At 71.5% G+C, this 25,859-nt stretch carries 24 protein-coding genes, 2 tRNA genes and 1 pseudogene; 16 read left to right on the forward strand and 11 right to left on the reverse strand.

Going from position 1 to position 25,859, the window contains the following annotated elements; genetic code table 11:
* The first annotated feature begins 11 nt into the window (after positions 1-11).
* The gene (locus AAC944_RS24060) at positions 12-695 is read left to right on the forward strand and encodes an AIM24 family protein (protein ID WP_030619421.1); all 684 of its coding nucleotides are present in this window, start codon (positions 12-14) and stop codon (positions 693-695) included.
* Between the two features lie 20 nt (positions 696-715).
* The gene (locus AAC944_RS24065; RefSeq protein WP_030619408.1) at positions 716-1,474 is read left to right on the forward strand and encodes an AIM24 family protein; all 759 of its coding nucleotides are present in this window, start codon (positions 716-718) and stop codon (positions 1,472-1,474) included.
* A gap of 88 nt (positions 1,475-1,562) precedes the next feature.
* Here the strand turns inward: AAC944_RS24065 and AAC944_RS24070 are convergent, their stop codons facing one another.
* Entirely contained in the window at positions 1,563-2,093 is a 531-nt protein-coding gene (locus tag AAC944_RS24070; protein ID WP_030619405.1) for an NUDIX hydrolase, read from the reverse strand.
* Positions 2,094-2,095: 2 nt separating this feature from the next.
* Positions 2,096-3,571: a zinc-dependent metalloprotease gene (locus tag AAC944_RS24075; protein ID WP_030619400.1), complete on the reverse strand. Its 1,476-nt coding sequence runs from the start codon at positions 3,569-3,571 to the stop codon at positions 2,096-2,098.
* 249 nt (positions 3,572-3,820) lie between these two features.
* Here AAC944_RS24075 and AAC944_RS24080 point away from each other — a divergent pair, with 249 nt between their 5' ends.
* The 4 genes from AAC944_RS24080 (at position 3,821) to AAC944_RS24095 (ending at position 7,574) form a co-directional block, all read left to right on the forward strand.
* On the forward strand, positions 3,821-4,972 hold the full coding sequence (locus AAC944_RS24080) for an SDR family oxidoreductase (protein ID WP_030619397.1): 1,152 nt from the start codon (positions 3,821-3,823) through the stop codon (positions 4,970-4,972).
* Between the two features lie 241 nt (positions 4,973-5,213).
* On the forward strand, positions 5,214-5,693 hold the full coding sequence (locus tag AAC944_RS24085) for a molybdenum cofactor biosynthesis protein MoaE (protein ID WP_030619394.1): 480 nt from the start codon (positions 5,214-5,216) through the stop codon (positions 5,691-5,693).
* Positions 5,694-6,237: 544 nt separating this feature from the next.
* Positions 6,238-6,405 carry a hypothetical protein gene (locus AAC944_RS24090; RefSeq protein ID WP_490368269.1) on the forward strand — a complete coding sequence of 56 codons (168 nt, stop codon included), beginning with the start codon at positions 6,238-6,240 and terminating at the stop codon, positions 6,403-6,405.
* A gap of 74 nt (positions 6,406-6,479) precedes the next feature.
* On the forward strand, positions 6,480-7,574 hold the full coding sequence (locus AAC944_RS24095) for a YlbL family protein (RefSeq protein ID WP_030619389.1): 1,095 nt from the start codon (positions 6,480-6,482) through the stop codon (positions 7,572-7,574).
* A 92-nt stretch (positions 7,575-7,666) separates the two neighbouring features.
* Here AAC944_RS24095 and AAC944_RS24100 read toward each other — a convergent pair whose 3' ends face one another.
* Positions 7,667-8,221 (reverse strand): PPA1309 family protein, encoded by a 555-nt coding sequence (locus tag AAC944_RS24100; protein ID WP_030619386.1) that lies wholly within the window; start codon positions 8,219-8,221, stop codon positions 7,667-7,669.
* Positions 8,222-8,420: 199 nt separating this feature from the next.
* On the opposite strand from AAC944_RS24100, the gene AAC944_RS24105 reads away from it, so the two are divergent.
* From AAC944_RS24105 to AAC944_RS24120, 4 genes are all read left to right on the forward strand, one after another.
* Positions 8,421-11,297, forward strand: coding sequence for a UPF0182 family membrane protein (locus AAC944_RS24105; RefSeq protein WP_030619383.1), 2,877 nt, complete (start codon positions 8,421-8,423; stop codon positions 11,295-11,297).
* 51 nt (positions 11,298-11,348) lie between these two features.
* Positions 11,349-11,422, forward strand: a tRNA-Met gene (locus tag AAC944_RS24110).
* A 202-nt stretch (positions 11,423-11,624) separates the two neighbouring features.
* Positions 11,625-13,460, forward strand: coding sequence for a tetratricopeptide repeat protein (locus AAC944_RS24115; RefSeq protein ID WP_196943153.1), 1,836 nt, complete (start codon positions 11,625-11,627; stop codon positions 13,458-13,460).
* Between the two features lie 106 nt (positions 13,461-13,566).
* A tRNA-Met gene (locus AAC944_RS24120) sits at positions 13,567-13,640 on the forward strand.
* A 497-nt stretch (positions 13,641-14,137) separates the two neighbouring features.
* On the opposite strand, the pseudogene AAC944_RS24125 reads toward AAC944_RS24120, so the two are convergent.
* Positions 14,138-14,286, reverse strand: a pseudogene (locus AAC944_RS24125) (ABC transporter ATP-binding protein); the annotation flags it as partial.
* A gap of 257 nt (positions 14,287-14,543) precedes the next feature.
* Positions 14,544-14,960: a Fur family transcriptional regulator gene (locus tag AAC944_RS24130; RefSeq protein WP_030619377.1), complete on the reverse strand. Its 417-nt coding sequence runs from the start codon at positions 14,958-14,960 to the stop codon at positions 14,544-14,546.
* Positions 14,961-15,115: 155 nt separating this feature from the next.
* Between AAC944_RS24130 and AAC944_RS24135 the strand changes: the two genes are divergently transcribed.
* On the forward strand, positions 15,116-16,579 hold the full coding sequence (locus tag AAC944_RS24135; protein WP_030619375.1) for a catalase: 1,464 nt from the start codon (positions 15,116-15,118) through the stop codon (positions 16,577-16,579).
* A gap of 118 nt (positions 16,580-16,697) precedes the next feature.
* Here AAC944_RS24135 and AAC944_RS24140 read toward each other — a convergent pair whose 3' ends face one another.
* The gene (locus AAC944_RS24140) at positions 16,698-17,102 is read right to left on the reverse strand and encodes a CBS domain-containing protein (protein ID WP_030619372.1); all 405 of its coding nucleotides are present in this window, start codon (positions 17,100-17,102) and stop codon (positions 16,698-16,700) included.
* Between the two features lie 228 nt (positions 17,103-17,330).
* Entirely contained in the window at positions 17,331-18,125 is a 795-nt protein-coding gene (gene hisN / locus AAC944_RS24145; protein ID WP_030619369.1) for a histidinol-phosphatase, read from the reverse strand.
* Between the two features lie 189 nt (positions 18,126-18,314).
* Here hisN and AAC944_RS24150 point away from each other — a divergent pair, with 189 nt between their 5' ends.
* Positions 18,315-19,010: a TetR/AcrR family transcriptional regulator gene (locus AAC944_RS24150; protein ID WP_030619366.1), complete on the forward strand. Its 696-nt coding sequence runs from the start codon at positions 18,315-18,317 to the stop codon at positions 19,008-19,010.
* A 108-nt stretch (positions 19,011-19,118) separates the two neighbouring features.
* On the opposite strand, the gene AAC944_RS24155 is transcribed toward AAC944_RS24150, so the two are convergent.
* The 4 genes from AAC944_RS24155 to AAC944_RS24170 all read right to left on the reverse strand — a co-directional run bounded on the left by AAC944_RS24155 (position 19,119) and on the right by AAC944_RS24170 (position 22,802).
* Positions 19,119-19,442, reverse strand: coding sequence for a DMT family transporter (locus tag AAC944_RS24155; protein ID WP_030619363.1), 324 nt, complete (start codon positions 19,440-19,442; stop codon positions 19,119-19,121).
* A gap of 129 nt (positions 19,443-19,571) precedes the next feature.
* A complete protein-coding gene (rsgA, locus tag AAC944_RS24160) occupies positions 19,572-20,579 on the reverse strand; it encodes a ribosome small subunit-dependent GTPase A (protein WP_030619359.1) in 1,008 nt (335 codons plus the stop codon).
* Between the two features lie 12 nt (positions 20,580-20,591).
* Entirely contained in the window at positions 20,592-21,953 is a 1,362-nt protein-coding gene (aroA, locus tag AAC944_RS24165; protein WP_030619356.1) for a 3-phosphoshikimate 1-carboxyvinyltransferase, read from the reverse strand.
* Positions 21,954-22,085: 132 nt separating this feature from the next.
* The gene (locus AAC944_RS24170; RefSeq protein WP_030619352.1) at positions 22,086-22,802 is read right to left on the reverse strand and encodes a M50 family metallopeptidase; all 717 of its coding nucleotides are present in this window, start codon (positions 22,800-22,802) and stop codon (positions 22,086-22,088) included.
* A gap of 35 nt (positions 22,803-22,837) precedes the next feature.
* On the opposite strand from AAC944_RS24170, the gene AAC944_RS24175 reads away from it, so the two are divergent.
* The 4 genes from AAC944_RS24175 (at position 22,838) to rsrA (ending at position 25,745) form a co-directional block, all read left to right on the forward strand.
* On the forward strand, positions 22,838-23,656 hold the full coding sequence (locus tag AAC944_RS24175; protein ID WP_030619349.1) for an SOS response-associated peptidase: 819 nt from the start codon (positions 22,838-22,840) through the stop codon (positions 23,654-23,656).
* Between the two features lie 46 nt (positions 23,657-23,702).
* Positions 23,703-24,338 (forward strand): alpha/beta hydrolase family protein, encoded by a 636-nt coding sequence (locus AAC944_RS24180; RefSeq protein WP_030619345.1) that lies wholly within the window; start codon positions 23,703-23,705, stop codon positions 24,336-24,338.
* A gap of 316 nt (positions 24,339-24,654) precedes the next feature.
* The gene (locus AAC944_RS24185; RefSeq protein ID WP_030619343.1) at positions 24,655-25,368 is read left to right on the forward strand and encodes a sigma-70 family RNA polymerase sigma factor; all 714 of its coding nucleotides are present in this window, start codon (positions 24,655-24,657) and stop codon (positions 25,366-25,368) included.
* Complete coding sequence (rsrA, locus tag AAC944_RS24190; protein WP_030619340.1) at positions 25,365-25,745, forward strand: mycothiol system anti-sigma-R factor; 381 nt, start codon at positions 25,365-25,367, stop codon at positions 25,743-25,745. Before AAC944_RS24185 ends, rsrA begins: the two co-directional genes overlap by 4 nt.
* Positions 25,746-25,859: the final 114 nt, after the last annotated feature.

Below are 25,859 nucleotides of genomic sequence, written 5' to 3' on the forward strand. Positions count from 1 at the left end.
GGGAGCCCGCCATGACTCAGCAGCAGCTTTCGGGCTTTGCCCCGACCGCACCCGTGGCCCGCATGGAGAACCACGGCAGTGCGATGGTGAAGATCGCCATGCAGAGCGGCCAGGACGTCTTCTGCCGCACCGGCTCGATGGTCGCCTACGAAGGCTTCGTCCAGTACCAGCCGAACCCGCCCGCCGTCCGTCAGATGGCCTCGCAGTGGCTGACCGGAGAGGGCGCGCCCCTCATGCAGGCCAGTGGTGACGGCCTGCTCTACCTCGCCGACTACGGCGCGGACGTCGTGTGCCTGAACCTCAACGACGACGCGATCTCCGTGAACGGCACCAACCTGCTCGCCTTCGACGCGCACCTCCAGTGGGGGGTGCAGCGCGTCAAGGGCATGGCGAAGTTCGCGGGGCAGGGATTGTTCAACGTGGGGATCGCGGGCACCGGTTGGGTCGCGCTGACCTCGCGCGGCACCCCGATCGTCGTCGACTGCGGCCGCGGCGAGGACGAGACCTACGTGGACCCGGACGCGCTCGTGGCCTGGTCGACGAACCTGAAGATGAAGGGCAAGCGCAGCTTCAAGGCGTCCTCGATGATCGGGCGCGGCAGCGGCGAGGCGTACCAGCTCGGCTTCTCCGGCCAGGGCTTCGTGGTCGTACAGCCCAGCGAGGACAGCGCCGACCGGCTCCGGGCCCGGGGCTGAGGGGGAGGACTTCCGTAACCATGCAGAGCCCGCTTTTCGCCTACACCGAGGCGCAGACCCAGGACCGGTACGCGCTGCAGAACCCGCAGCTGCTGCGGGTCGCGCTGACCGGCCACGAGGACCTGCTCGCCCGTAAGGGCACGATGGTCGCCTATCAGGGGCTGCTCGAATTCGACGGGGAGTACCAGACCCCGAACCAGCGCCGGCAGCGCGCCCGGGCCGGTGAGGGCCTGGACCTGATGCGCGTCTCCGGGCAGGGCACGGTCTACCTGGCCAACCTCGCCCAGCACGTGCACCTCGTGGACGTCGACCACGACGGGCTGACCGTCGACAGCAACTACGTGCTCGCGCTGGACTCCACGCTCCACTGGGAGGTCATCTCCGTGGACAGCCAGTACGGCATCTCGGGCACCGGCAAGTACCAGCTCAACATCTCCGGCCAGGGCAAGGTCGCGCTGATGACCTCGGGCCAGCCGCTGATGATGCAGGTGACGCCCGACAAGTACGTCAACGCCGACGCGGACGCGGTGGTGGCCTGGTCCACCTCGCTGCGCGTCCAGATGCAGGCCCAGACGCATTCCTCGGGGGTGTGGCGGCGCCGCGGCAGCACCGGCGAGGGCTGGGAGCTCAGTTTCCTCGGCCAGGGCTACGCGCTCGTGCAGCCCAGCGAGCTGCTGCCGCCCCAGAACGCGGTCATCGGGCAGGGCCTCGCCGCGCAGTACGGCATGGGCCAGCACGGCGCCCGTGGACAGAACCAGGGCAACATCTTCACGAACTGACAGCGCGCCTCCGGAGCGGCAGGACGCGCCTCAGGGACAAGAGCGGGCGGGCCCGGCACCTTCTGGTGCCGGGCCCGCCCGCTCTGCCTCACAGCAGCGCTCTCGTCCGTTCCACGAGCCGGACCACCGACTCGTCGGCCACGTCCGGAACCTCGTCGTACGGGAACCAGCGCAGGTCCAGCGACTCGTCGCTGATCGCCTCCGTGGCGTCCTCGGGGGCCAGCGCGGCGTACTGCACGTCCAAGTGCCACGCGCAGGGCGTGTGGTGGCGGTCCAGGCGCACCGGGCCGCCCGGCAGCAGCGTCAGCCCCCGGGAGATGCCGGACTCCTCGCGCGCCTCGCGCAGCGCGGCGTCCGCCAGCGTGGCGTCCTCGGGCTCGCAGTGGCCGCCCATCTGCAGCCACATCCGCAGCTTCTTGTGCAGCGTGAGCAGCACCCGGCCGCGCGACGGGTCGACCACCAGGGCGCTCGCCGTGAGGTGCCCGTCACCGCAGGGCTTCCACATGCCGTCCGGGTGGGCGGCCAGGTGGTCCAGGTACGCCAGGCGCAGCTGCTCCTGGTCGGGGGCGGGCGCGGGCCACTCCTTCAGGACCCGCGCCGCGTCCTCATGAAGGCTCACGGTCACTTGCCGCCGTCGCCCTCGTCGCCGTCCTTGCCCTCGGGGGCGTCGCCCTCGGCGGTCTCGCGCTTGGTCAGATCCGGCTTGCCGCCCTCGGCCTTGCCGTTCGCCGCCTCGCCGAGCATCTTGTCCAGCTCGGAGAAGTCCATCTGCTCCCGGTGGACGAAGCCGTCCGGGTCGTCCAGGTCCTGCGCCGTGGGCAGCATGTCCGGGTGCGACCACAGCGCGTCCCGGCCCTCCAGGCCGCGCGCGTCCGTGAGGGAGGCCCACAGCCGCGAGGCGTCCCGCAGGCGCCGCGGACGCAGCTCCAGGCCGATCAGGGTCGCGAAGGTCTGCTCGGCAGGGCCGCCGGTCGCCCGGCGCCGCCGCAACGTTTCTCGCAGCGCGTCGGCCGACGGGAGGTGCGGGGCCGCCGCGGCGTGCACCACCGCGTCCACCCAGCCCTCGACGAGCGCCAGCGCCGTCTCCAGGCGGGCCAGCGCCGCCTTCTGCTCCGGGGTGTCCTCGGGCTGGAACATGCCCTGCTGGAGGGCGTCCTGCAGCTGCTCGGGGTGGGCCGGGTCGAGCTGGCCGACCGCGTCCTCCAGCTTGCTGGTGTCGACCTTGATGCCGCGCGCGTAACCCTCGACCGCGCCGAAGAGGTGCGAGCGCAGCCACGGTACGTGCGCGAAGAGGCGCTGGTGAGCGGCCTCGCGCAGCGCCAGGTACAGCCGCACCTCCTCGGGCGGCACACCCAGGCCGGAGCCGAGCGCCTCGACGTTGCCCGGCAGCAGGGCGGCCTTGCCGGCCGGGCCCAGCGGCAGCCCCACGTCCGTGGAGCCGACGACCTCACCGGCCAGGGTGCCGAGCGCCTGCCCGATCTGGGTACCGAACATCGCGCCGCCCATGGAGCGCATCATCCCGAGCAGCGGGCCGGCCATGGCCTGCATCTCCTCGGGGAGCACGTCGCCCATCGCCGCGCCGACGCGCTCGGCGACCGGGTCCACCAGCTCCTGCCACACCGGGAGGGTCTCCTCGACCCACTCGGCACGGCTCCACGCCACGACGCTGCCCGCGCCCGACGGCAGCGACGTCACGCCGTCCAGCCACAGGTCCGCCAGGCGCACGGCCTCCTCGACCGCCGCCCGCTCACCGGGCGCGACGCTGGCGTCCTTGCTGCCGTCCGGGGCGCCCTGCGCCACCGTCTGCCGGGCGATGTCCTTGGCCATGTCCCAGTTCACCGGGCCGCCCTCGTACGAGAGCATCTGGCCGAGCTTCTGGAAGGCGGCACCGAGATCGCCGGGGTTCATCTCGCCCCCGGGCCCGCCCATGCCACCGAAGAGCGCCGCGAACGGGTTGTCCGCGCCGCCGCTCCCGCCGCCGAACCCGAACGGATTCGCGGGGCCCTGGCCACCTCCCTGGCCGCCCTTCTGCTTGCCGTTGTCGCCGTCCTCCGGCTCCTCCGGCGGAAGGCCGAATCCGAATGGGTTGTCACTCACGGGTTTCCTCGGCTCGTAGGGCCGCCGGCCCCGGGCCGACGGCGGCTGCCCGACATTCCCTTCCAGCCTAGAGGGTGCCCGGCCGTTCTCCGCGGCCGCGGAGAAGACGGTCCGGCGCCCCCCTGTGACACCCTGCGCCGCTCAGGGGCTCGGTGCTTGGCTGTCGGGGTGCCTGCGGCAGGATGGACGCACGCTGGTCCGTACGCGCCGGTGCGCATACGTACTGAAGACAACCGCTGGAGACGCCCGGTGAGTTCCCCAGATCCGACCGTTCGCGCAGCGCGAAACACCGCTGCCGACCCCGAGAAGACGCCCGATACGACCGTCGCCGCGGCGGCCTCGCCGCAGCACCGCCCCGTCGTGGCGGTCACCGGCGCCGCCTCCGGTATCGGGGCGCTGCTGACCCGCGCCCTGACGGAATCCGACGAGATCAAGCGGGTCGTGGCCATCGACGAGCGGCGCGGGGACGAGGAGGGCGCCGACTGGCACGTACTGGACGTCCGGGACCCCGCCATCGCGGAGAAGCTCCGGGGCGCCGACGTCGTCGTCCACCTCGCGCTCGACCTCGACCTGGAGACGGACCCGGCCGCTCGTACCGCGTACAACGTGCGCGGCACCCAGACCGTCCTGACGGCCGCCGCCGCGGCCGGTGTGCACCGGGTGGTGCTGTGCACCTCCGCGATGGTCTACGGGGCGCTGCCCGACAACGACGTCCCGCTCTCCGAGGACGCCGAGCTGCGCGCCACCGCCGACGCCACCGGGGTCGGCGACCTCCTGGAGATCGAACGCCTCGCCCACCGAGCGCCGCGCGCCCACCCCGGACTGAACGTCACGGTGCTGCGCCCCACCGTCCTCGTGGGCGGCACCGACACCGCGCTCACCCGGTATTTCGAATCGCCGCGCCTCCTGGTCGTCGCGGGCTCCCGCCCCATGTGGCAGTTCTGCCACGTGGAGGACCTGGTCAGCGCACTGGAGTACGCGGCGCTGGAGAAGGTCGAGGGCGAACTCGCGGTCGGCTGCGACGGCTGGCTGGAGCAGGAGGAGGTCGAGGAGCTCACCGGCATCCGCAGGATGGAGCTGCCGTCCTCGGTAGCCCTGGGCGCCGCCGCCCGGCTGCACCGCATCGGGCTCACGCCGTCCCCCGCCGGCGACCTGGCGTACACCATGCACCCCTGGGTGGTCAGCGGCAGCCGGCTGCACGAGGCGGGCTGGCGGCCCCGGTGGACCAATGAGGAGGTGCTCGCGGAGCTCCTGGAGGAGGTCGCGGGGCGGCACACCGTGGCCGGGCGCCGGCTGGGCCGCAAGGACGCCACCGCGGCCGGTGCCGCGGGCGCGACCGTGGCCCTCCTGGGTACCGCAGCGCTCGTACGCCGTGCCCGTAAGGCCCGGCGGCGCCTCTGAAGGGCCGCTGCCGCCGTCCTGAAACGGACGGCCGGCGGCCGGTCGACTCCCCTCGGGCCACGCGTTCCCCGGGAGCGCCGGGAACCGTACGGAAGCGGCGGCTCCCTCCGGACGGCGGGAAGGCGTCGTCCGTACGCGGCGGTAGGACCCCTACGGTCTGGTAGGACCCTCCATACGGCGGTCGGTACACCAGGTGGAACAGCCATTCCCCCGCGCCGCGTCCGTGGGGCACGATGGGCGCATGTCTGGTACGAACCACCACCCGTCGCCGCGCCCCGACCACCCAGGTGAGCAGGGGGCGGCGGACCCGATCCGGCTGCTGGGCATTCGGGACACGCCGCTCTCCGTGGACGAGGTGTTCACGGCGGTAGGGGACGCCGCGTCCGGCGGGACCGCCCTGTTCGTCGGCACCGTCCGCTCGCACGACGGCGGCTCGGACGTCGACGGGCTCGGCTACTCCGCGCACCCGTCGGCCGAGGCGGAACTCCGCCGGGTCGCGGAGAAGGTGGCCGCGGACTTCCCCGTACGGGCGCTGGCCGCGGTCCACCGGGTGGGGGACCTGGCCATCGGGGACCTCGCCGTCGTCGTCGCGGTGTCCTGCCCGCACCGGGCGGAGGCGTTCGAGGCGTGCAGAAGACTCATCGACGACCTCAAGCACGAGGTGCCGATCTGGAAGCACCAGACGTTCTCGGACGGGACAGAGGAATGGGTCGGCGCGTAGCGCCGTCTTCTGGGGGTGGAGGTCGGGTGACGGGAGGGCGGGTCGGCGCGTAGTGCCGTCTTCTGGGGGTGGAGGTCGGGTGACGGGAGGGCGGGTCGGCGCGCAAGTGCCGTCTTCTGGGGGTGGAGGTCGGGTGACGGGAGGGCGGGTCGGCGCGTAGTGCCGTCTTCTGGGGGTGGAGGTCGGGTGACGGGAGGGCGGGTCGGCGCGTAAGTGCCGTCTTCCGGGGGGAGTGAAGGGCGGGTGGGGCCTGGTGGGTTTTTCCCCGTCCTCCGGGAACCTGAGCGACCCGAATGGCGTAAAGAAAGCGTGTAAGACGCATTCATGGGGCGCGCGGGGGCGGTGAGCCGCGCAGAAGTGGGTACGCGCCCTCCACGGGCGCCCCGCCGCAGACGCCCGTAGATCAGCCGGACAGCCGACAACGTCCTCCGGTTGCGTAACCCACCCCCGGGCATGAGCGTTGAGCTGTCGGCTGGTTAATCTGCTTATTCGTCGTTGCGGTTGTACAAGGGGTCGGGAGGCCGCTATGGGTGCGCTCCTCTGGTTGCTGATTCCGCTTCTCGCCGCGCTGGCCGCCACGGTGTGGAGCAGTTGGACCGTACGTAACCGCAAGTCCGGGGACGTCGCGGAGCTGGCCGGGTACGCCCGCTTCCGCGAGGCGATGGAGCGGTCCGAGGACCCGCGTCCGAAGGAGCATTCGGACGCGGCCTGAGCCGCCGGGCGGGCCGGGACCCGTACGGACGGCCCCGCGGGCCGCTTGTCATACCCGTCCCGTACTGTCGTTCCATGCCACGCCGGACCGCGACGCTCCTCGCCTCGACCCTCATGCTGATCGCACTGCTGTGCGCCGGAGTGCTGATCCCCGTGCCGTACGCGCAGATGACGCCGGGGCCGACGGTCAACACTCTCGGCGACCACGCCGGCGAGCCGGTGCTCCAGATCGACGGCCGCAAGACGTACCCGACGAGCGGTCACCTCAACATGACGACGGTCCGCGTCACCGGCCCCGACTACCGCATGAACCTCTTCGAGGCGGCGTACGGCTGGCTGGCGCACGACAGCGCCGTGGTGCCGCACAAGACGCTCTATCCGGACGACCAGACCGCCGAGCAGGCCGACCAGGAGAACGCCGAGGAGTTCAGCCAGTCCCAGGAGAGCGCCAAGGTGGCGGCCCTGAAGGAGCTGGACATCCCGGTGGACTCGCAGGTGGTGGTCGCCTCCGTCATGAAGGACACGCCGGCCGACGGGGCGCTGCACGCCGGTGACGTGATCAAGGCGGTGGACGGCAAGGCCGTGAAGCAGCCGGCCGACGTGGCGGGACTGGTCACCAAGCACAAGCCGGGCGAGAAGGTCACCTTCACGCTGATCCCGGCCAAGGAAGCGGCCGCGGCGGAGAAGAAGGGCAAGAAGCCGACGGGTGGCCGCGAGGTCTCGCTGACGACGAAGAAGGCCACCGACGGCCGGGCGATCGTCGGCATCCAGGCCGGGCTCGACCACACCTTCCCGTTCGACATCGACATCAAGCTCGCCGACGTCGGCGGTCCGAGCGCGGGGCTGATGTTCGCCCTCGGGATCGTCGACAAGCTCACGCCCACCGATCTGACCGGCGGGAACTTCGTGGCGGGCACGGGCACGATAGACGACAAGGGAGAGGTCGGGCCGATCGGCGGCATCTCCATGAAGATCGTCGCGGCCCGCGACAAGGGCGCCGAGTACTTCCTGACGCCGAAGGACAACTGCGCGACCGCGGCCAAGGACACCCCGGACGGACTCCGCCTCGTCAAGGTGAACACCATGCACGACGCGATGCAGGCCCTGACGAAGATCCGGAAGGGCGACACGAAGGACCTGCCGAGCTGCACGCCGGCCGCGCGCTCCTGACCGCGGCGCCGCTCTCCGTACGGGGCGCCCCTCCCCAGCGCCCCGGCCGGCCCACCGAGCGCCCGAGCCCCCCCGGGCGCGCTTCCGAGCGCCTACTCCTCGAACGTCGCCGTCAGGGCCTCCGCCAGGCCCGGTACGAGGTCGGCCCCCGTGAGGACCTCGGCGGTGGAGTCCTTCTCGCGCAGCCGCAGCGCCGACTCGCGCCGGCCGTCGCGCAGCACCGCCACGGTCATCCGGACCTCCTGGCGGTCGGGGTGCTCGGCGACCCACTTGGCGAGTGCGTCCTCGTCCATGCCGGCCGGCACGGACTCCTCGGCGGACGGCGGGAGCATCAGCCGCTCCACGGTCATGGCGCAGCCGGCCACCGCGTCGGGCCAGGCGATGGTGGCGAGGAATTCGTCGAGCGGGACGGTGGCGGGCACCTCGTCCTGCTCCACCGGGGTCAGGGAGGCGTCGGCGGTCTCGTCGATGCCCAGCTGGGCGGCGAGCGCGGGCTCCTGGTCACGCAGGCGCGCGGTGTCCACGAGGGCGAAAAGTCGGGCGGGCTGGTCCCAGCCGATCCCGGCCGCGTACTCGTCGATCTCGAGCACGGCGCGGGTCAGCGGGTCGGCGGCGAGAGGGGTGCCGTCCACGGGGAGGTTGGTCATGTGGAATATCGTGCCCTGAACTTCCCGGAAAACGGGAACCGGGTAAAGCCTTAGTAAGTTGCAACAGTGGGTCCTAGTATCGCCGGGCCCGCTTCATACGACAGCGAACTTCGAGGTGCGCACCTTGGCTTTCCAGATGCCGGACCGCGGCTCAGGCCCTTCCGGGCCACGGACGAGAGTGGGCCGCCCGTCCCGGCGGATGCGGACCGGGCTCCTGACCCTGGGCGTGCTGGCTGTGCTGGCCATGCTCTTCGTGATGTTCTCCGGGTTCTGGACCGACTGGCTGTGGTACCGCTCGGTGAGGTACTCCTCGGTCTTCACCACCACCCTGTGGACCAAGGTCGGTCTGTTCTTCTTCTTCGGCGTGCTGATGGCGGCGGCCATCGGGGTCAACGTGTGGCTGGCCCACCGGCTCCGCCCGCCACTCAGCGCCATGTCGATGGAGCAGCAGAGCCTGGACCGCTACCGCATGAGCATCGCGCCCTACAAGAAGTGGGTGCTGATCGCGGTCACCGCGCTGGTGGGTCTGATCGCGGGTGCGTCGGCGTCCAGTCAGTGGCGCACCTGGCTGCAGTGGGTCAACGGTGTGCCGTTCGGCACCAAGGACCCGCAGTTCGACAAGGACATCTCCTTCTACTCCTTCGACCTGCCGTGGTTCCGCTTCCTGCTGAGCTTCGGCTTCGCCTGCGCGGTGCTGTGCCTGATCGCCGCCGCGCTCACGCACTACCTGTACGGCGGGCTGCGCGTCACCAGCCCGGGCTCGCGGGCCACCGCGGCGGCCACCGGCCACCTCTCGGTGCTGCTGGGCATCTTCGTGTCGCTGAAGGCGATCGCCTACTGGCTCGACCGGTACGGCCTCGCGGTGAAGTCCAGCGGCCTGAAGTCCGCGGAGGGCTGGACGGGCCTGCGGTACGTCGACGCCAACGCGTACCTGCCGGCGAAGACGATCCTGTTCTGCATCGCGGCCATCTGCGCCGTGCTCTTCTTCGCCACCCTGTGGCGGCGGACCTGGCAGCTGCCGGTCATCGGCTTCGGCCTGATGGTGCTCTCCGCCGTGCTCATCGGCGGGCTGTACCCGGCCATCGTGCAGAAGTTCCAGGTCCAGCCGAACGAGCAGGCCAAGGAAGCGCCGTACATCAAACAGAACATCAAGGCCACGCGGGACGCGTACGGCATCGACGGCTCCGAGGTCACGGGCTACAAGGGCGACTACAAGCCCAAGGACAAGGCGGACAACGAACGGCTCCGGAGCGACGCGGACACCACGGCGAGCATGCGCCTGCTGGATCCGAACGTCGTCTCGCCCACGTTCCAGCAGCAGCAACAGGTCCGCGGGTACTACCAGTTCCCCGCCACGCTCGACGTCGACCGGTACAAGGACAAGGACGGCAAGGAGCAGGACACCGTCATCGGCCTGCGCGAGCTGAACATCGCCGGCATCCCCGAGCGCAACTGGATCAACGACCACTTCAAGTACACCCACGGGTACGGCGCGGTCACCGCCAAGGGCACCGGCACGGTCAACAAGGGCGAGCCGGACTACACCGAGAAGAACCTCCCCGCCAAGGGCCACCTGGGGAAGTACGAGCAGCGCATCTACTACGGCGAGAAGACCTCGCAGTACTCCATCGTCGGCGGGCCGCAGCAGGAGCTGGACTACTCCGACGACAGCGGCGAGAAGAGCTACAGCTACACCGGCAAGAGCGGGGTGAATCTCTCCAACCCGGTCAACCGCGCGGCGTACGCCGTGGCCTTCGGCGAGCCGCAGATCCTGTACTCGGGCGCCATCGGTGAGGGCTCGCGGATCCTGTACAACCGCACGCCCAAGGAGCGCGTGGAGTCGGTCGCGCCGTGGCTCACCATCGACGGCGACGCCTACCCGGCGGTGGTCGACGGCCGCATCAAGTGGATCGTGGACGCGTACACCACGAGCAACGGTTATCCGTACTCCTCGCGGACCACGCTCGGCGACACCACGGCGGACTCGCTGACCGACGGCCAGCGTGCGGTGGTGGCCCAGCAGAACCAGGTCAACTACATCCGCAACTCCGTCAAGGCGACGGTCGACGCGTACGACGGCTCGGTCAAGCTCTACCAGTGGGACAAGAAGGACCCGGTCCTGAAGACCTGGATGAAGGCCTTCCCCGGCACGGTCGAGCCCAAGTCGAAGATCAGCAACGACCTGATGGAGCACATCCGGTACCCGCAGGACCTGTTCAAGGTGCAGCGCCAGCTGCTGACCACCTACCACGTCACCGACGCGAACACCTTCTACACCGGCAGTGAGCGCTGGCAGATCCCGAACGACCCGACGACCAAGTCGGCGACCGCGGTTCCGCCGTACTACCTCAGCATGAAGATGCCGGACCAGAAGAACCAGACGTTCTCGCTGACGACGACGTTCACGCCGAACAAGCGGGACAACCTGGGCGCCTTCATGGCGGTCGACGCCAACGCCAAGAGTCCGGACTACGGGAAGATCAGAATCCTGAAACTCCCGTCCGAGACCACGGTCCCGGGTCCGCAGCAGGTGCAGTCGAAGTTCAACTCCGACGACACGGTCGCCAAGACGCTCAACATCCTCAAGAAGGGCGACTCGGAGATCGAGTACGGCAACCTCCTCACCGTCCCCCTGGACGGCGGCCTGCTGTACGTCGAGCCGGTCTACCTGAGGGGCGCGGGCACCAACTACCCGCTGCTGAAGAAGGTGCTCGTCTCCTACGGCAACAAGGCGGCCTTCGAGAACAGTCTCGGTGAGGCGCTGGACGTGGTCTTCGGCAAGAAGGCGCCCAACATCGGTGACGACGGCGAGGAGGACACCACCACGCCGCCGGACGAGGGCAGTACGACACCGCCTTCGGACCAGAGCGTCCAGGAGGCCCTGGACGACGCCCAGCAGGCGTACGAGGAGGGCGAGAAGGCCCGCGAGGAAGGCGACTGGGCCGGCTACGGCGAGGCGCAGGAGAAGCTGAAGGCCGCACTGGACCGGGCGGCCGCCGCCGAGAAGAGGGCGGGCGAGAAGGCCGGTTCGTCGGACAGGAGCGGTTCGGGCGAGGGGGACGAACAGGGCGGTTGATCGCTGATTACAGCTTCACCTCCGTGCCGTGGTACCTTGGATACACAACGGCGCGGGGTGGAGCAGCTCGGTAGCTCGCTGGGCTCATAACCCAGAGGTCGCAGGTTCAAATCCTGTCCCCGCTACTGAAGTCGAAGGCCCGGATCCTCTTGGATCCGGGCCTTCGTCATGTGCGCGGTCACGTATGTGCGCGTTAAACCACTCGCATTGGGGAGACTCGCCTTCCGAGCGTTTGGCATGTCGCCGTGTCGGGAAGTCGACAAAACGCTGTAGTGACCTCACTGGCTGCGGTATACCAGGTGTACCCGGGCTTCGGGTGGTGCGACGATGGCCCTTATGGGGGACAAGGCAAGGTTGTTGGAGACAGGACCGTTTGTGCATGCGCCCGACGACGGGCGCGAATCCGAGCTGCCGCCGGTCGCGGACGACGCGACGGACGCGGCCGAGACCGCGGAACCGCCCGAGGCCGCCGAGGTCCTGGACGAGGTGGGACACCGGAAGGCCGCCGCCGCGGGCGATCCGGCCGCGGCGAGCATGCTCGGCGCGATGCTGTTGCGCCGCGGCGATCTGGACGGTGCCGAACCGTGCCTGCGCGCCGCCACCGTCGCGGGCGACCGGGCCGCCGCCAACAATCTCGGAGTCCTCCTGCACCAGCGTGGCTACGCCGACGAGGCGGCCGGCTGGTGGCGCATCGCCGCCGTCGCCGGATCCGCCGCCGCTGCGCACGCGCTGGGCCGCTACTACCGCGAGCGCGGCGACGAGCCCGCCGCCGAGTACTGGCTGCGCCAGGCCGCCGAGTCCGGCCACTGCCTGGGCGCCTACGCGCTGGCCGACCTGCTCGACCACCGGGGCGAGGAGGGCGCCGAGCAGTGGTTCGTGGCCGCCGCCGAACGCGGTCACCGCGAAGCGGCGTACCGCCTCGCGCGCATCCTGGACGAGCGGGAGGCCGACGGCACCGCGTACGGCGAGCACGCCGAACCGCGTGCCGCCGCCGAGCAGTGGTACCGCCAGGCCGCGGCCCGCGGACACCGCAGGGCCGCGCTGCACCTCGGCACGCTCCTGGAGGAGCGCGGCGAGCTCAAGGAGGCCGGGCGCTGGTACCTCATCGCGGCCAAGGACGGCGAGCCGCGCGCCGCGTGTGCGCTCGGCTTCCTCCTGAAGGACGCGGGCGACGAGGAGAGCGCGGCCGAGTGGTGGCGCCGGGCGGCCCAGGACGGCGACGGCAACGCCGCCAACGCCCTGGGCGCGCTGCACGCCGACCGCGGCGAGCTGCAGACCGCCGAGCGCTGGTACCGCGCGGCGCTGGAGGCCGGCGACGTCAACGGCGCGTACAACATCGGCCTGCTCTGCGCCCAGCAGGGCAGCGACGGCCGCAGTGAGCAGTGGTACCGCCGGGCCGCCTACGCGGGCCACCGGGAGGCGTCCAACGCGCTCGCCGTACTGCTGCTGCAGCGCGGCGACGCGGCCGGCGCCGAGCCGTGGTTCTCCAAGGCGGCCGAGGCGGGCAGCGTGGACGCCGCGTTCAACCTCGGCATCCTGCACGCCGGCCGGGGCGCGGAGCGCACCTCCCGCAAGTGGTACGAGCGGGCCGCCGACGCCGGGCACACCGAGGCGGCGCTCCAAGCCGCCCTCTCCTTCCTCCGGGAGGGCGAGTGGCAGGACGCCGAGCGGCACCTGCGGCGTGCCGCGGGCGCGGGCAGCGCCGAGGCGGCCTACCGGCTCGCCGCGCTGCTGGACCGCGAGGCCCGCGGCCCCGAGGAATCCGGGGGCGAGAGCGAGGAGTGGTACGAGCGCGCCGCCGAGCAGGGGCACCGCGGTGCCCAGGTGCGGATGGGCATGCTCGCCGCGTCCCGGGGCGACGCGGTGGCGGCGGCCGACTGGTACCGCGCGGCGGCCGAGGCCGGCAGCCGCAACGCGGCCTTCAACCTCGGGCTGCTGCTGGCCCGTGAGGGCAGCCTCCCGGAGGCGGCCCTGTGGTGGACACGGGCCGCCGAGGCCGGGCACGGCCGCGCGGCGCTGCGCCTCGCGCTGCTGGCGGCCCGGCGGGGCGCGCTCGCGGAGAGCCAGCGGTGGTGCGCGCGCGCCGTGGAGCTGGGGCCGCCGGAGGTCACCCAGCGTGCCTCCCGGCTGAGCGAGGCGCTCAAGGAGGAGCTGAGCGCCTGAGGTCCGGCCGGTCCCTGAGGGCCAGCCGGACCTGGGGCGCCAGGGGGGCGCGGCGCATGGATTTGCGCTGGTCGTCGGCTTGGGGTTAGAGTTGTGAACACAACGGCGCGGGGTGGAGCAGCTCGGTAGCTCGCTGGGCTCATAACCCAGAGGTCGCAGGTTCAAATCCTGTCCCCGCTACTGAAGGCGAAGGCCCGGATCCGCAAGGATCCGGGCCTTCGTCATGTGTGCGGTGCCTCCCGCGTGCGATGCCGGTCACGGCCGGTGGCCGACCGCCTCCGCGTAGAAGGCGCGGTCCACGAGCCGGTTCTCCGGGGCCGGCGGTCCCTCGGTGACCCCGCGTCGCGGTAGGCGCGCTGGAGCCGGTCCGCCGTGCCCTCACGCATCTCCTGGTCCCTCCGCATCCGCAGGGACGGCACCGCCGTGAGCGTCCCGGCGTCCACCTTCAGCACCTTCAGCAGCTTCGCCGGCTCCGCGACGAACGCCCCGTCGGCCTTGTAGTCGCCGCGGAAGGAGGTGTTGACCGTACGGATGTACGAGCGGAGGAAGGTGACGCCGGCGTCCGGGTCCCGTTGCGGCAGGTTCGGGCCGGCAGGACCAGGGCGGCGGGCGAGGGCTCGTCCATGAGTGGGAGTTCGGGCTCCACGGCGAGCGCGCGGGCGATGGCCACGCGCTGGCGCGATCCACAGCAAGGTGGACCTCCCGCAGCCCGAGGGCCCACGAGGCAGACGAACTCGCCCCGCGCGACGTCGGGGTCGAGCGGGCCGAGTGCGGTGAGGGCCGTGCGGCCGCGTCCGAAGGAGCGGCCGAGGGCGTGGGCACGCAAGGCGAGGGGAGGCGGGCGGGGACGGCGTCCCGGGCGCTGCCGCGGCGGTCCCGGGCAGCCGGGGGGGGGGCGCGGCGCGCGATATGACGAGCTGTCAGAAACGGGAAGGGATGTGCACCGTGCGTCCCCCGGGAGCGGGGAGGAGCACGCGTCGTGACCCCGCCGGCCGGCATGCCGAAAAGCCCGCCGCGGGAGGCGGCGGGCTGCAATGATCGGCGATGGCAGAGGGAGGGAGGGGCTCCGCGGTGGCTTACGGGTCAGGCGCTCACGCAGTTCGGGCAGACGCCGCGGTACGTGACCGAGACCTCCGAGACCTCGAAGCCGAATCGTTCCGGCTCGGGGAGGGCCGCCATCGGGTCGCTCGCTATGTGCACGTCACGGATCGTGCCGCAGCGCGAGCAGACGAGGTGGTGATGGTCGTGGTGCGCATTGGGGTCGTACCGCTTCGCGCGGCCGTCCGTACTGACCTCCAGCACCTCGCCGAGCGTGACGAGCTCGCCGAGGGTGTTGTAGACGGTGGCGCGGGAGATCTCGGGCAGGCGCTCGGAAGCCCGCGCGTGCACCTCGTCGGCGGTGTAGTGGACGTGGTCCCCGTCCAGGACCTCGGCGACGACGCGGCGCTGCGCGGTCAGCCGCCAGCCGCGTCCCCGGAGTCGTTCGAGCAGGTCGCTCATGCCAAATCACCCATCAGTCAGATATCAGCCAGGATACCAGCGCTGTCCATCACCGGACCGGGTACGGGTTTCCAATCCTTCTTGACTTAGACATTGTCCAATGTAGGATCGAGTTCGGCGCAAGCCAAGGGCAGGTATTTACACAGGAGGCGCACGTGTCGGTAGAAAGCATCACCGGACCGCTGACCACGGAGTCCGGCGCTCCGGTCGCGGACAACCAGAACAGCGAGACGGCCGGCATCGGCGGTCCCGGTCTGATCCAGGACCAGCTCCTGATCGAGAAGCTCGCGCACTTCAACCGTGAGCGCATCCCGGAGCGGATCGTGCACGCCCGCGGCGCCGGCGCGTACGGCACCTTCACCGTGACCGCGGATGTGACGAAGTACACCCGCGCGAAGTTCCTCTCCGAGGTCGGCAAGCAGACCGAGACGTTCCTGCGCTTCTCGACCGTCGCGGGCAACCTCGGTGCGGCGGACGCGGTGCGCGACCCCCGCGGTTTCGCGCTGAAGTTCTACACCGAAGAGGGCAACTATGACCTCGTCGGCAACAACACCCCGGTGTTCTTCATCAAGGACGCCATCAAGTTCCCGGACTTCATCCACACCCAGAAGCGCGACCCGTACACCGGCTCGCAGGAGGCGGACAACGTCTGGGACTTCTGGGGCCTGTCGCCGGAGTCGACGCACCAGGTGACCTGGCTGTTCGGTGACCGCGGCATCCCCGCCTCGTACCGCCACATGGACGGCTTCGGCTCGCACACCTTCCAGTGGAACAACGAGGCCGGCGAGGTCTTCTGGGTCAAGTACCACTTCAAGACCGACCAGGGCATCAAGTGCCTGACGACGGAAGAGGCCGAGGTGCTGGCGGGCAAGGACCCCGACAGCCACCAGCGCGACCTGCGTGAGGCGATCGAGCGCGGCGACTTCCCGAGCTGGACCGTCGGCGTGCAGATCATGCCCGCCGCCGAGGCCGCGAACTACCGCTTCAACCCGTTCGACCTCACCAAGGTGTGGCCGCACGCGGACTACCCGGTCATCGAGATCGGCAAGCTGGAGCTGAACCGCAACCCGCAGAACATCTTCGCCGAGGTCGAGCAGTCGATCTTCTCCCCGCACCACTTCGTGCCGGGCATCGGCCCGTCCCCCGACAAGATGCTGCAGGGCCGTCTCTTCGCGTACGGCGACGCCCACCGCTACCGCGTCGGCATCAACGCCGACCACCTGCCGGTGAACCGCCCGCACGCCACCGAGGCGCGTTCGCACGGCCGGGACGGCGCGCTGTACGACGGCCGGCACGGCGGCCAGAAGAACTACGAGCCGAACAGCTTCGGCGGTCCGGCCGAGACCGGCCGCGCGCTGTGGCAGCCGGTGTCCGTCTCCGGCGCCACCGGTGAGGCCGCGGCCCCCTCGCACGCCGAGGACGACGACTTCGTGCAGGCGGGCAACCTCTACCGGCTGATGTCGGACGAGGAGAAGGAGCGTCTGATCAACAACCTCGCGGGCTTCATCTCGAAGGTCTCGCGCGACGACATCGCGCAGCGCGCCATCGAGAACTTCCGCAAGGCGGACGCGGACTACGGCAAGCGACTGGAGGCCGCGGTCCAGGCCCTGCGCGGCTGACCGGTCACCACTGCACGGACCGCGTCGTCCGGGGCCCCTTCACCCCGGACAGAGGAGGCCGGACACCCTCGGGTGTCCGGCCTCCTCGGCATACCGGCCGCCGGCCGCGGCGGCCGGGTCAGGCGGGTACGGCTGTCGCGGCCCGTTCCCGGACGGCCGAACGGCAGCGCATGATGTCACGTACGGACACCACGCCGACCGGCTCCCGTTCGTCCATGACGATCAGGTGCCGGAAGCCGCCGTGCACCATCGCGGCGGCGGCGTCGTCCAGGGTCCAGTCCGGAGCGGCGAAGACGACGTCGGTGGTGGTGTGGGTCTGTGCCGTCTCATGGTCGGGATTCTCCCCGGCGCCGAGAGAGTTGAGGATGTCGCGCTCGGTGAGGATGCCGAGCCCTTCCGCGTCGGTGTCGAGGACCACGGCGGCGCCGACGCGCCGTGCTGCCATCAGATGTGCTGCCTGCCGGAGTGTGTGAGCGGGCCCGATGGTGAGGACCACCGTGCTCATGGCGTCGCGGACGTACATGGGCATGGAGTGGAGCCACCTCCTTGGTGAACCCCCGGGGGAATATTCCCGGCGCCGGAAGCGCCTGGAGAAAATTTTCACAAACGCACAAGCGGGGGGATTCTCATGTTCACATGCCTCCTGGCGCGCGACAAGGGGCGCGTGAGGGCCGGTCTGCCGGTCACGCGCCCCAAAGCGCCGGTTGACGTTCCGCGTGCCTGACCGGCCGGCGGCCGGACCGGCGGGGGATCAGTCCCGCAGGTAGCTCAGCAGGTCCTCGTGGAGCAGTCCGTTGGAGGCCGCCGCGTTGCCGCTGTGCGGGCCAGGGGTGCCGTCCAGGCCGGTGAAGCGCCCGCCGGCCTCCTGTACGACGACGGCGCAGGCGGCCATGTCCCACAGCGACAGCTCGGGCTCCGCGCAGATGTCCACGGAGCCCTCGGCCACCATCATGTAGGGCCAGAAGTCGCCGTACGCGCGGGTGCGCCACACCTCACGCGACAGGTCCAGGAAGCCGCCCAGCGTGCCGCGCTCCTCCCAGCCGGTGAGCGAGGAGTAGGCGAACGACGCGTCCTGGATGCGCCCCACGCTCGACACCTGGAGACGCTGGGCCGATGTCAGACTGCGGCCGGTGTAGGCGCCCAGCCCCTCGGCGGCCCACCAGCGGCGGTGCAGCGCGGGCGCGGAGACCACGCCGACGACCGGACGGTCACCGCCCTCGCCGCGCTCCATCAGGGCGATCAGGGTGGCCCACACGGGCACGCCGCGCACGTAGTTCTTCGTGCCGTCGATCGGGTCGATGATCCAGCGGCGCGGCCCCGCGCCGTCCGAGCCGAACTCCTCCCCGAGCACCGCGTCCCGCGGCCGGGCCCGCGCGAGCTGGCCCCGGATCAGTTCCTCGGCCGCCTTGTCGGCCTCGCTCACGGGCGTCATGTCGGGTTTGGTCTCGACCTTCAGGTCGAGCGCCTTGAACCGTTCCATGGTCGCGGCGTCCGCGGCGTCCGCGAGGACGTGGGCGAGACGGAGATCATCGTGGTAGTCGGCCATGTGCGAACACTATCTTTCTCGGCACCTGAGCACGGAAAACTCCGGGGCGGCCGAGGAACGTGGCGCCTTCCCGGAAGCCCTTCCCGGCGCGTCGGCGGTCCTTTGGTCCGGACCCTTGACACCACCTGGCGGGGCGTCAATTCTGTGCGCACACAAGGCCATATGGGCACTACGGCCTGGGAGGCGACGATGCCCGCAGCGCGTGATTCCTTACTGGACGCCGCCTATGCGGCGCTCGAAGTGCGGCCCTGGGCAGGCGTCCGGATGGTCGACGTCGCCGCGGCGGCGGGAGTCTCCCGGCAGACCCTCTACAACGAGTTCGGCAGCAAGCAGGGGCTCGCCCGGGCCCTGGTGCGCCGCGAGACCGAGGGCTATCTGGCGGGCGTGGAGCGCATCCTGTCCCGGCCCGCGGCGGACGGGCCGCCCGAGGACCGGGGCACCGACGCGGGACGCGCGGTCGGCGTGCCCGAGGAGGCGCAGGCCAGGCTGGCGGCGGCGGCCGACTGGACGCTGCGTACCGCGCGTGCCAATCCCCTCGTACGGGCCGTGCTGACCGGCTGCTGGAACGAGCGGCTGCCCTCGCCCGCCGACCAGTCGCTCCCGCTGCCGGTGCCCGGGCCCCGTACGGGCTTCCCGATGTCCCCGCCGCCGGTGGAGGCACCGCTGCCCGGGCCGAGCGAGCTGGTCGGCCGGTTCAGCGACCGGGCGGTGGCCGCGCTGGAGGCGGACTGGCCCAAGGAGGAGCTGACCGAGCTGGGCAGCGCGTGCACGGCGGCGGTCCGGCTCACCCTGTCCTGCGTCGTCGCGCCCGCGGAGCCCGAGGAGGTCGGGCGGCTCGTCCGCGGCGCGTTCGCGGGCCTGCCGCGCCATCCGGCCGGGCGCTGAGCCCGGCGTACGGAGACCGGCGGCAGCGGCGTGCGGCGAGGCCCGGAGCCGGGCTCCGTACGCCGCTGCCGGTCGGTACGCCGCGGCCGGCCGGTAGGTGACCGCCGGTCAGTGCGCCGAGCCCGAGAACTGGAGTCCGATGGCGCCGGCGATCACCAGCGTGATCGAGACGATCTTGACGGTCGACACCACGTCACCGAGGAAGATCATGCCGTAGGCCGCCGTACCGGCCGCGCCGAGACCGGTCCACACCGCGTACGCCGGGCCCACGTCCAGCTTCTTCAGCGACAGCGTCAGCAGCCCGAAGCTGCCGAGCGCGAAGGCGCAGAAGGCGATCGTGGGCCACAGCCGGGTGAACCCGTGCGAGAGCTTCAGGCACACCGCGAAGCCCGTCTCCAGAAGTCCAGCCACCACGACGAGCAGCCACGCCATCAGTTTGCCTCCGTGAGTCCGGCGACCGCTTCGCCCGTTCTGAGAGCCCGTGCCTGATGTGATTATGCAGTTGATGCCGACTCGCGGCAGCCACCTTTTGCCCACGGGCCGCCCGGCCCTGGCGGGCCGTCAGTCGCCCTCACGGCGCTCCCGGGTGGCCAGCAGGCGCCGCAGGGAGTAGAGCCGGGCCGGATCGGCGTGGCCCTCGGCCACCCATCGGTCCAGCGCACAGTCGGGCTCGTCGTGGCTGCAGGCGCGCGGGCAGTCGGCCGTGCCCGGCTCCAGGTCGGGGAAGGCGTGGATGACCCGCGAGGGGTCGATGTGGTGCAGCCCGAAGGACCGCACGCCGGGCGTGTCGATCACCCAGCCCGCGTCGTCCGGCAGCGGCAGGGCCAGTGCCGAGGTCGTGGTGTGGCGGCCGCGCCCGGTCACCGCGTTGACGTGTCCCGTGGCCCGCTTCCGTTCCGGTACCAGGGCGTTGACCAGCGTGGTCTTCCCCACCCCCGAGTGGCCGACGAACGCGGTGATCCGGTCGGCCAGCCGCTCGCGCACCCGGTCGGCGGCGGTGCCGTCGGCCAGCTCGTCGCGGTTGGTGACGACGTACGGGACGCCCAGCGCGCCGTAGGACTCCAGCAGGGTGTCCGGCGGCGCCAGGTCGGACTTGGTGAGCACCAGCAGCGGCTCCAGCCCCGCGTCGTACGCCGCGACCAGGCAGCGGTCGATCAGCCGGGGCCGGGGCTCGGGGTCGGCGAGCGCGGTGACGATCGCCAGCTGGTCGGCGTTGGCGACCACCACCCGCTCGTACGGATCGTCGTCGTCGGCCGTGCGCCGCAGCACGGACGTGCGCGGCTGGACCCGGACGATGCGGGCCAGGGTGTCCTTGGCGCCGGAGAGGTCGCCGACGACCATGACCCGGTCGCCGACCACCACTCCCTTGCGGCCCAGCTCACGTGCCTTCATCGCGGTGACCGTACGGTCCTCGATCAGGCACGTGATGCGGCCCCGGTCCACGGTGAGGACCAGGCCCTCGCTGGCCTCCTCGTGCTTGGGCCGGATGTTCGTACGGGGCCGGGTGCCCTTGCGGTTGGGGCGGACCCGGACGTCGTCCTCGTCGGTGTGCTTGCCGTAGCGGCGCATCGGGCGGAACTCTCAGCCTCTCCGGGCGGGGCTCGCCGCCGGACTGAGCATGTCCGTCCACATCTCGGGGAAGTCGGGCAGGGTCTTGGCCGTGGTCGCGACGTTCTCCACCTCGACGCCCTTGACGGCCAGGCCGATGATCGCGCCGGCGGTGGCCATGCGGTGGTCGTCGTACGTGTGGAACACGCCGCCGTGCAGCGGGCGCGGCCGGATGCGCAGGCCGTCGGCGGTCTCGGTGACGTCGCCGCCGAGGCCGTTGATCTCCTTGGTGAGCGCCGCGAGCCGGTCGGTCTCGTGCAGCCGCAGGTGGGCGACGCCGCGCAGCACGGACTCGGAGTCCGCCAGCGCCGCGACCGCCGCGATGCCCGGGGTGAGCTCGCCGACCTCGCTCAGGTCGATGTCGATGCCGTGGATCCGGCCGCTGCCGGTGAAGGTCAGGCCCTGCTCGGTCAGCTCGCAGGAACCACCCATTGCGGTGAAGATCTCACGCAGCGCGTCGCCCGGCTGAGTGGTGTGCTCCGGCCAGTCCGGGATGGTGACCCGGCCGCCGGTGACCAGCGCGGCGGCCAGGAACGGCTGGGCGTTGGAGAGGTCGGGCTCGACGACCAGGTCGCGGCCGAGCAGCGCGCCCGGGGTGACCCGCCAGACGTTCGGCTCGCCGCCGGACTCCGGGGTGTCCACCTGGGCACCGGCGATCCGCAGCATGTCCACGGTCATCCGGATGTGCGGCATGGACGGCAGCGTGTCGCCCACGTGCCGCACCTCCACGCCCTGGTTGAAGCGCGGCGCGGACAGCAGCAGGGCGCTGACGAACTGTGAGGAGGAGGACGCGTCGATCTCGACCCGGCCGCCGTCCAGTCCGCCGCTGCCGTGCACGGTCATCGGGAGCGCGCCGCGGTGGTCGTCGTCGATGCGGGCGCCGAGGGCGCGCAGGCCGTCGATCACGCCGCCCAGCGGACGCTCGTACGACCGGGGGTCGCCGTCGAAGCGGATCGGGCCGTCGGCCAGCGCCGCGACCGGCGGCAGGAAGCGCATGACCGTACCGGCGTTGCCGACGTCGACGGTGGCCGGGCCGCGCAGCCCGGCGGGGATGACGCGCCAGGCCTCGCCGCCACCCGGCTCGCCGGCCGGTGCGGAGCTGGAGGAGATCGTCTCCTCGATGCCCACGCCCATGGTGCGCAGCGCCTGGGCCATCAGGAGGGTGTCGCGGGAGCGCAGCGGGCGGCGCAGCCAGCCGGGCTCGGAGGACAGCGCGGCCAGGACCAGGCCACGGTTGGTGACCGATTTGGACCCGGGCACGGTGACGGTCGCGTCGACCGCCCCGGACGCGGTGGGGGCTGGCCAGAGGGCGGAGTGTGCGGGGCTCTCGGTCATGTAGCTCACTTTAATGGCTCATCAGCGGGGCAGATCTTGATCAAATGGGTCGCAACCTGTACGAAACATGGCACTGGTAAAGCGGCAGTGCGTGGATCGGCGGCGTACCACCCGGCTCCGCCGGACCTCGTCTCACAGGTTCAGCAGCCACCGGCCCCCGCCGATCAGCGAGCAGAGCGTCACCACGTGGAAGAGCCCGAGCCAGACCGCGGCGGGGACGTTCGTCAGCCGCGCCAGCTGATCCGGGTCGGAGTCCACGGCCCCACCGGAGCGCCGGCGCTTGCCCTGGATCTCGAACGGCGGCCGCACGCCGCCCAGCAGCAGGAACCACACCACCGCGTACCCGAAGGCCGCCTGCACCTCCGCCGTGGTCAGCCAGGAGACGAGGAAGAACGCCGCACCGGCCAGCACCACCGTCAGCACGCCGTACGCGTTGCGCGTCATCACCAGCATCGCCAGCAGCAGGGCCGTCGCGCCCCACAGCAGCGCCGTGATGTGCCCGGCGGCGAGCAGCGCGGCCCCGGCCAGGCCGAGCAACGAGGGAGCGGTGTAGCCCGCCGCCGCGGTGAGGATCATGCCGAGGCCGTGCGGCTTGCCGCGGCTGACGGTCAGCCCGGAGGTGTCGGAGTGCAGACGGATGCCGTCCAGCTTCCGGCCGGTCAGCAGGGCCACGAGGCCGTGCCCGCCCTCGTGCGCGATGGTGATGGCGTTACGCGCCACCCGCCAGGCGCCGTAGGGGACGACCACCGCCAGGGCGACGACGGCGGTGGCCACGACCAGCCAGATCGACGGGTCGGGCTGGGTGGCGAAAACCCGGTCCCATACGTCCGTGATGTGATCCGTGTCCATTACTCCCCTTGCTGTGGCGTGGCACTGTGGCATACATGTGCGGACGGTATGCGGCGAGCAGGCGGCCCGAGGACCTGGTGGGGATCTTCGAGGTCGAGAAGTGGGAGCCCGAGGAGACCCTCGCTCCCGACTGGAATGTCGCACCCACCAAGAACGTCTACGCGGTGCTCGAACGCCCCGTCAAAGACGCTGAGGACCGGCGTCCGGTTCGCCAGCTGCGGCCTCTGAAGTGGGGACTGGTGCCGTCGTGGGCCACATCACCTGACGTCGGTGTGAAGATGATCAACGCCAGGGCGGAGACGGTCCATGAGAAGCCGTCCTTCCGCAAGCCCTTCGCGGCCCGCCGCTGCCTGCTGCCCGGCGACGGCTATTTCGAGTGGGTGACCGGCGCGGGGGAGCGGCAGCTGGAGGAGCAGGGCCGCCGGAAGCGCCCCCGCAAGCAGCCGTACTTCGTCACCCCGGCCGACGGCTCCGTGATGGCGATGGCCGGGCTGTACGAGTTCTGGCGCGACCCGACGCTGCCCCCGGACCACCCGCAGGCCTGGTGGGCGACGTGCTCCGTGGTCACCACCGCCGCCGAGACCACGCCGCTGGCCGGCGCGTCCGGCGGCGCGGGCCCGCAGTCGCTGGCCGACATCCACCCCCGGATGCCGCTGGTCCTCCCGCCGGACCGCTGGGACGCCTGGCTGGACCCCGCCACCACCGAGCTGGACCGGCTGCGCGAGCTGCTCGCGCCGCCGCCCGCCGGGACGATGCGCGCCTACCCCGTCTCCACGGAGGTCAGCAACGTCCGCAACAACAGCCCTGAGCTGGTGAAGGAGCTGGCGGCGCCGGAGGAGGAAACGCTGTTCTGACCGGTCGCCGGCGCTTCCCGGCGGCCGGCCGGGGCAGGATGGGCCCATGAGTGAGAGCGAGACGGTCGGCACACCGGCGGGCGACGCCCGGATCACCTGGCACGAGGCCCAGGGCACGGCCCGCTCCGTGCTCGCCGTGAGCCACGGGGCCGGCGGCGGTATCGAGGCGCGGGACCTGGCGGCGCTGGCCGCCGCGCTCCCGGAGCGCGGTGTCACCGTCGCCCTCGTCGAGCAGCCCTGGCGGGTCGCGGGCAAGAAGCTGGCGCCCGCCCCGAAGACCCTGGACGCCGCCTGGACGGCGCTGTGGCCCGCCCTGCGGAAGCCGGGCCTGCCGGTGGTCGCGGGCGGGCGCAGTGCCGGGGCACGGGTGGCCTGCCGTACGGCGCGGGAGCTCGGCGCGCACGCCGTCCTCGCCCTCAGCTTTCCGCTGCACCCGCCGGGGAAGCCCGAGAAGTCCCGCGCCGACGAGCTGACCGGCGCCGGCGTGCCCACCCTGGTGATCCAGGGCGGCCGCGACCCCTTCGGGCGGCCCGGGGAGTTCCCCGACGGCACGGAGATCGTCGAGGTGCCGCACGCCGACCACGGCTTCGCCGTCCCCAAGAAGGCCCCCATCGGCCAGGACGAGGCGCTCATGCTCATCGTCGAGGCCGCCGCCGAGTGGCTGGTCGGGCTGCCCGACTGACCTTCGCCCGCCCCCGCGCCGGGCCGCCCGGCCGCCCGGCGTACGCCCCGCGCCGGGCGCGGGAATGCGCGGCGGCCCCGTTCTGTTGTGTGTCACGTAGGCAGCAGCCACGTACTGGCACGCACGAGGAATGGGAGTCCACCGCATGGGGATCGCATGCCCGGCCCGACCGCAGGGGACCGGATGGACGGTGCCGCAGCCGGCGCAGGTCCACACGGGACACCACGTCACGGCTGGAGCGGCGGTGGTACCGGATCGTCGTCTATTCTCCGATTCGAGCGGATCCGCATCCGGGTCCGGCACGGTGTTGGAGGAGGTGGGTCCGGTCACCGGTACCGACGCAGGGACCGACGGCACGGCACAAGCACGTAACGAGGACCAGGCGGACGCTGCCCGCACGCAGGCGACGGGCGAGTCGGAGGCCGAGCGCAATGCGCGCTTCGAGCGCGACGCGCTGACCTTCCTGGACCAGATGTACTCCGCCGCGCTGCGCATGACGCGCAATCCGGCGGACGCGGAGGACCTGGTGCAGGAGACGTACGCCAAGGCGTACGCGTCCTTCCACCAGTTCCGGGAGGGCACCAATCTCAAGGCCTGGCTGTACCGCATCCTGACCAACACCTTCATCAACTCCTACCGCAAGAAGCAGCGGGAACCGCAGCGCAGCGCGGCGGAGGAGATCGAGGACTGGCAGCTGGCGCGCGCCGAGTCGCACATGTCCACGGGGCTGCGCTCCGCGGAGTCGCAGGCGCTGGACCACCTGCCGGACTCGGACGTGAAGGAGGCCCTGCAGGCGATCCCCGAGGAATTCCGTATAGCGGTCTACCTCGCGGACGTGGAGGGCTTTGCGTACAAGGAGATCGCCGACATCATGGGAACCCCCATCGGCACGGTGATGTCCCGCCTGCACCGTGGCCGCCGACAGCTGCGCGGCATGCTGGAGGACTACGCCCGGGACCGCGGGCTGGTCCCGGCCGGAGCGGGCGCTGCGACGACGGAGTCGCACGATCGGAAAGGCTCGGCATCATGAGCTGCGGTGACCCGCACGAGACGGATTGCTCCGAGGTCCTGGACCACCTGTACGAGTATCTCGACCGCGAGATGCCGGACGGGGAGTGCACCAAGTTCGAGGAGCACTTCGACGAGTGCTCGCCCTGCCTGGAGAAGTACGGCCTCGAACAGGCCGTCAAGAAGCTCGTGAAGCGCTGCTGCGGCCAGGACGACGTCCCCTCGGACCTGCGTTCGAAGGTCATGGGGCGGATCGAGCTGATCCGGGCCGGCGAGACCGTGCCCGAGAAGAGCGTGCTGGAACAGGCACAGCAGGAGTCCGCGGCCGCCGAGGGCCCGGGCCACCAGGCCGGCCCGACCGACGCCGGTGCACCCACCGAGGCCGCACGCGCCGAATAACGCGCTGGATCACCCCATCGGGTGAGGGCGGGCGCACGAGCCCCGCCCAATCCGCCGTTGCGCCCGCATGCGCCGCCGACGCCTTCTAAGCTCGCCGGATCCGGGGAGCCGTGG

Origin of the sequence: Streptomyces sclerotialus (assembly GCF_040907265.1) — a bacterium.
In the GTDB taxonomy this organism is placed as follows: domain Bacteria; phylum Actinomycetota; class Actinomycetes; order Streptomycetales; family Streptomycetaceae; genus Streptomyces; species Streptomyces sclerotialus.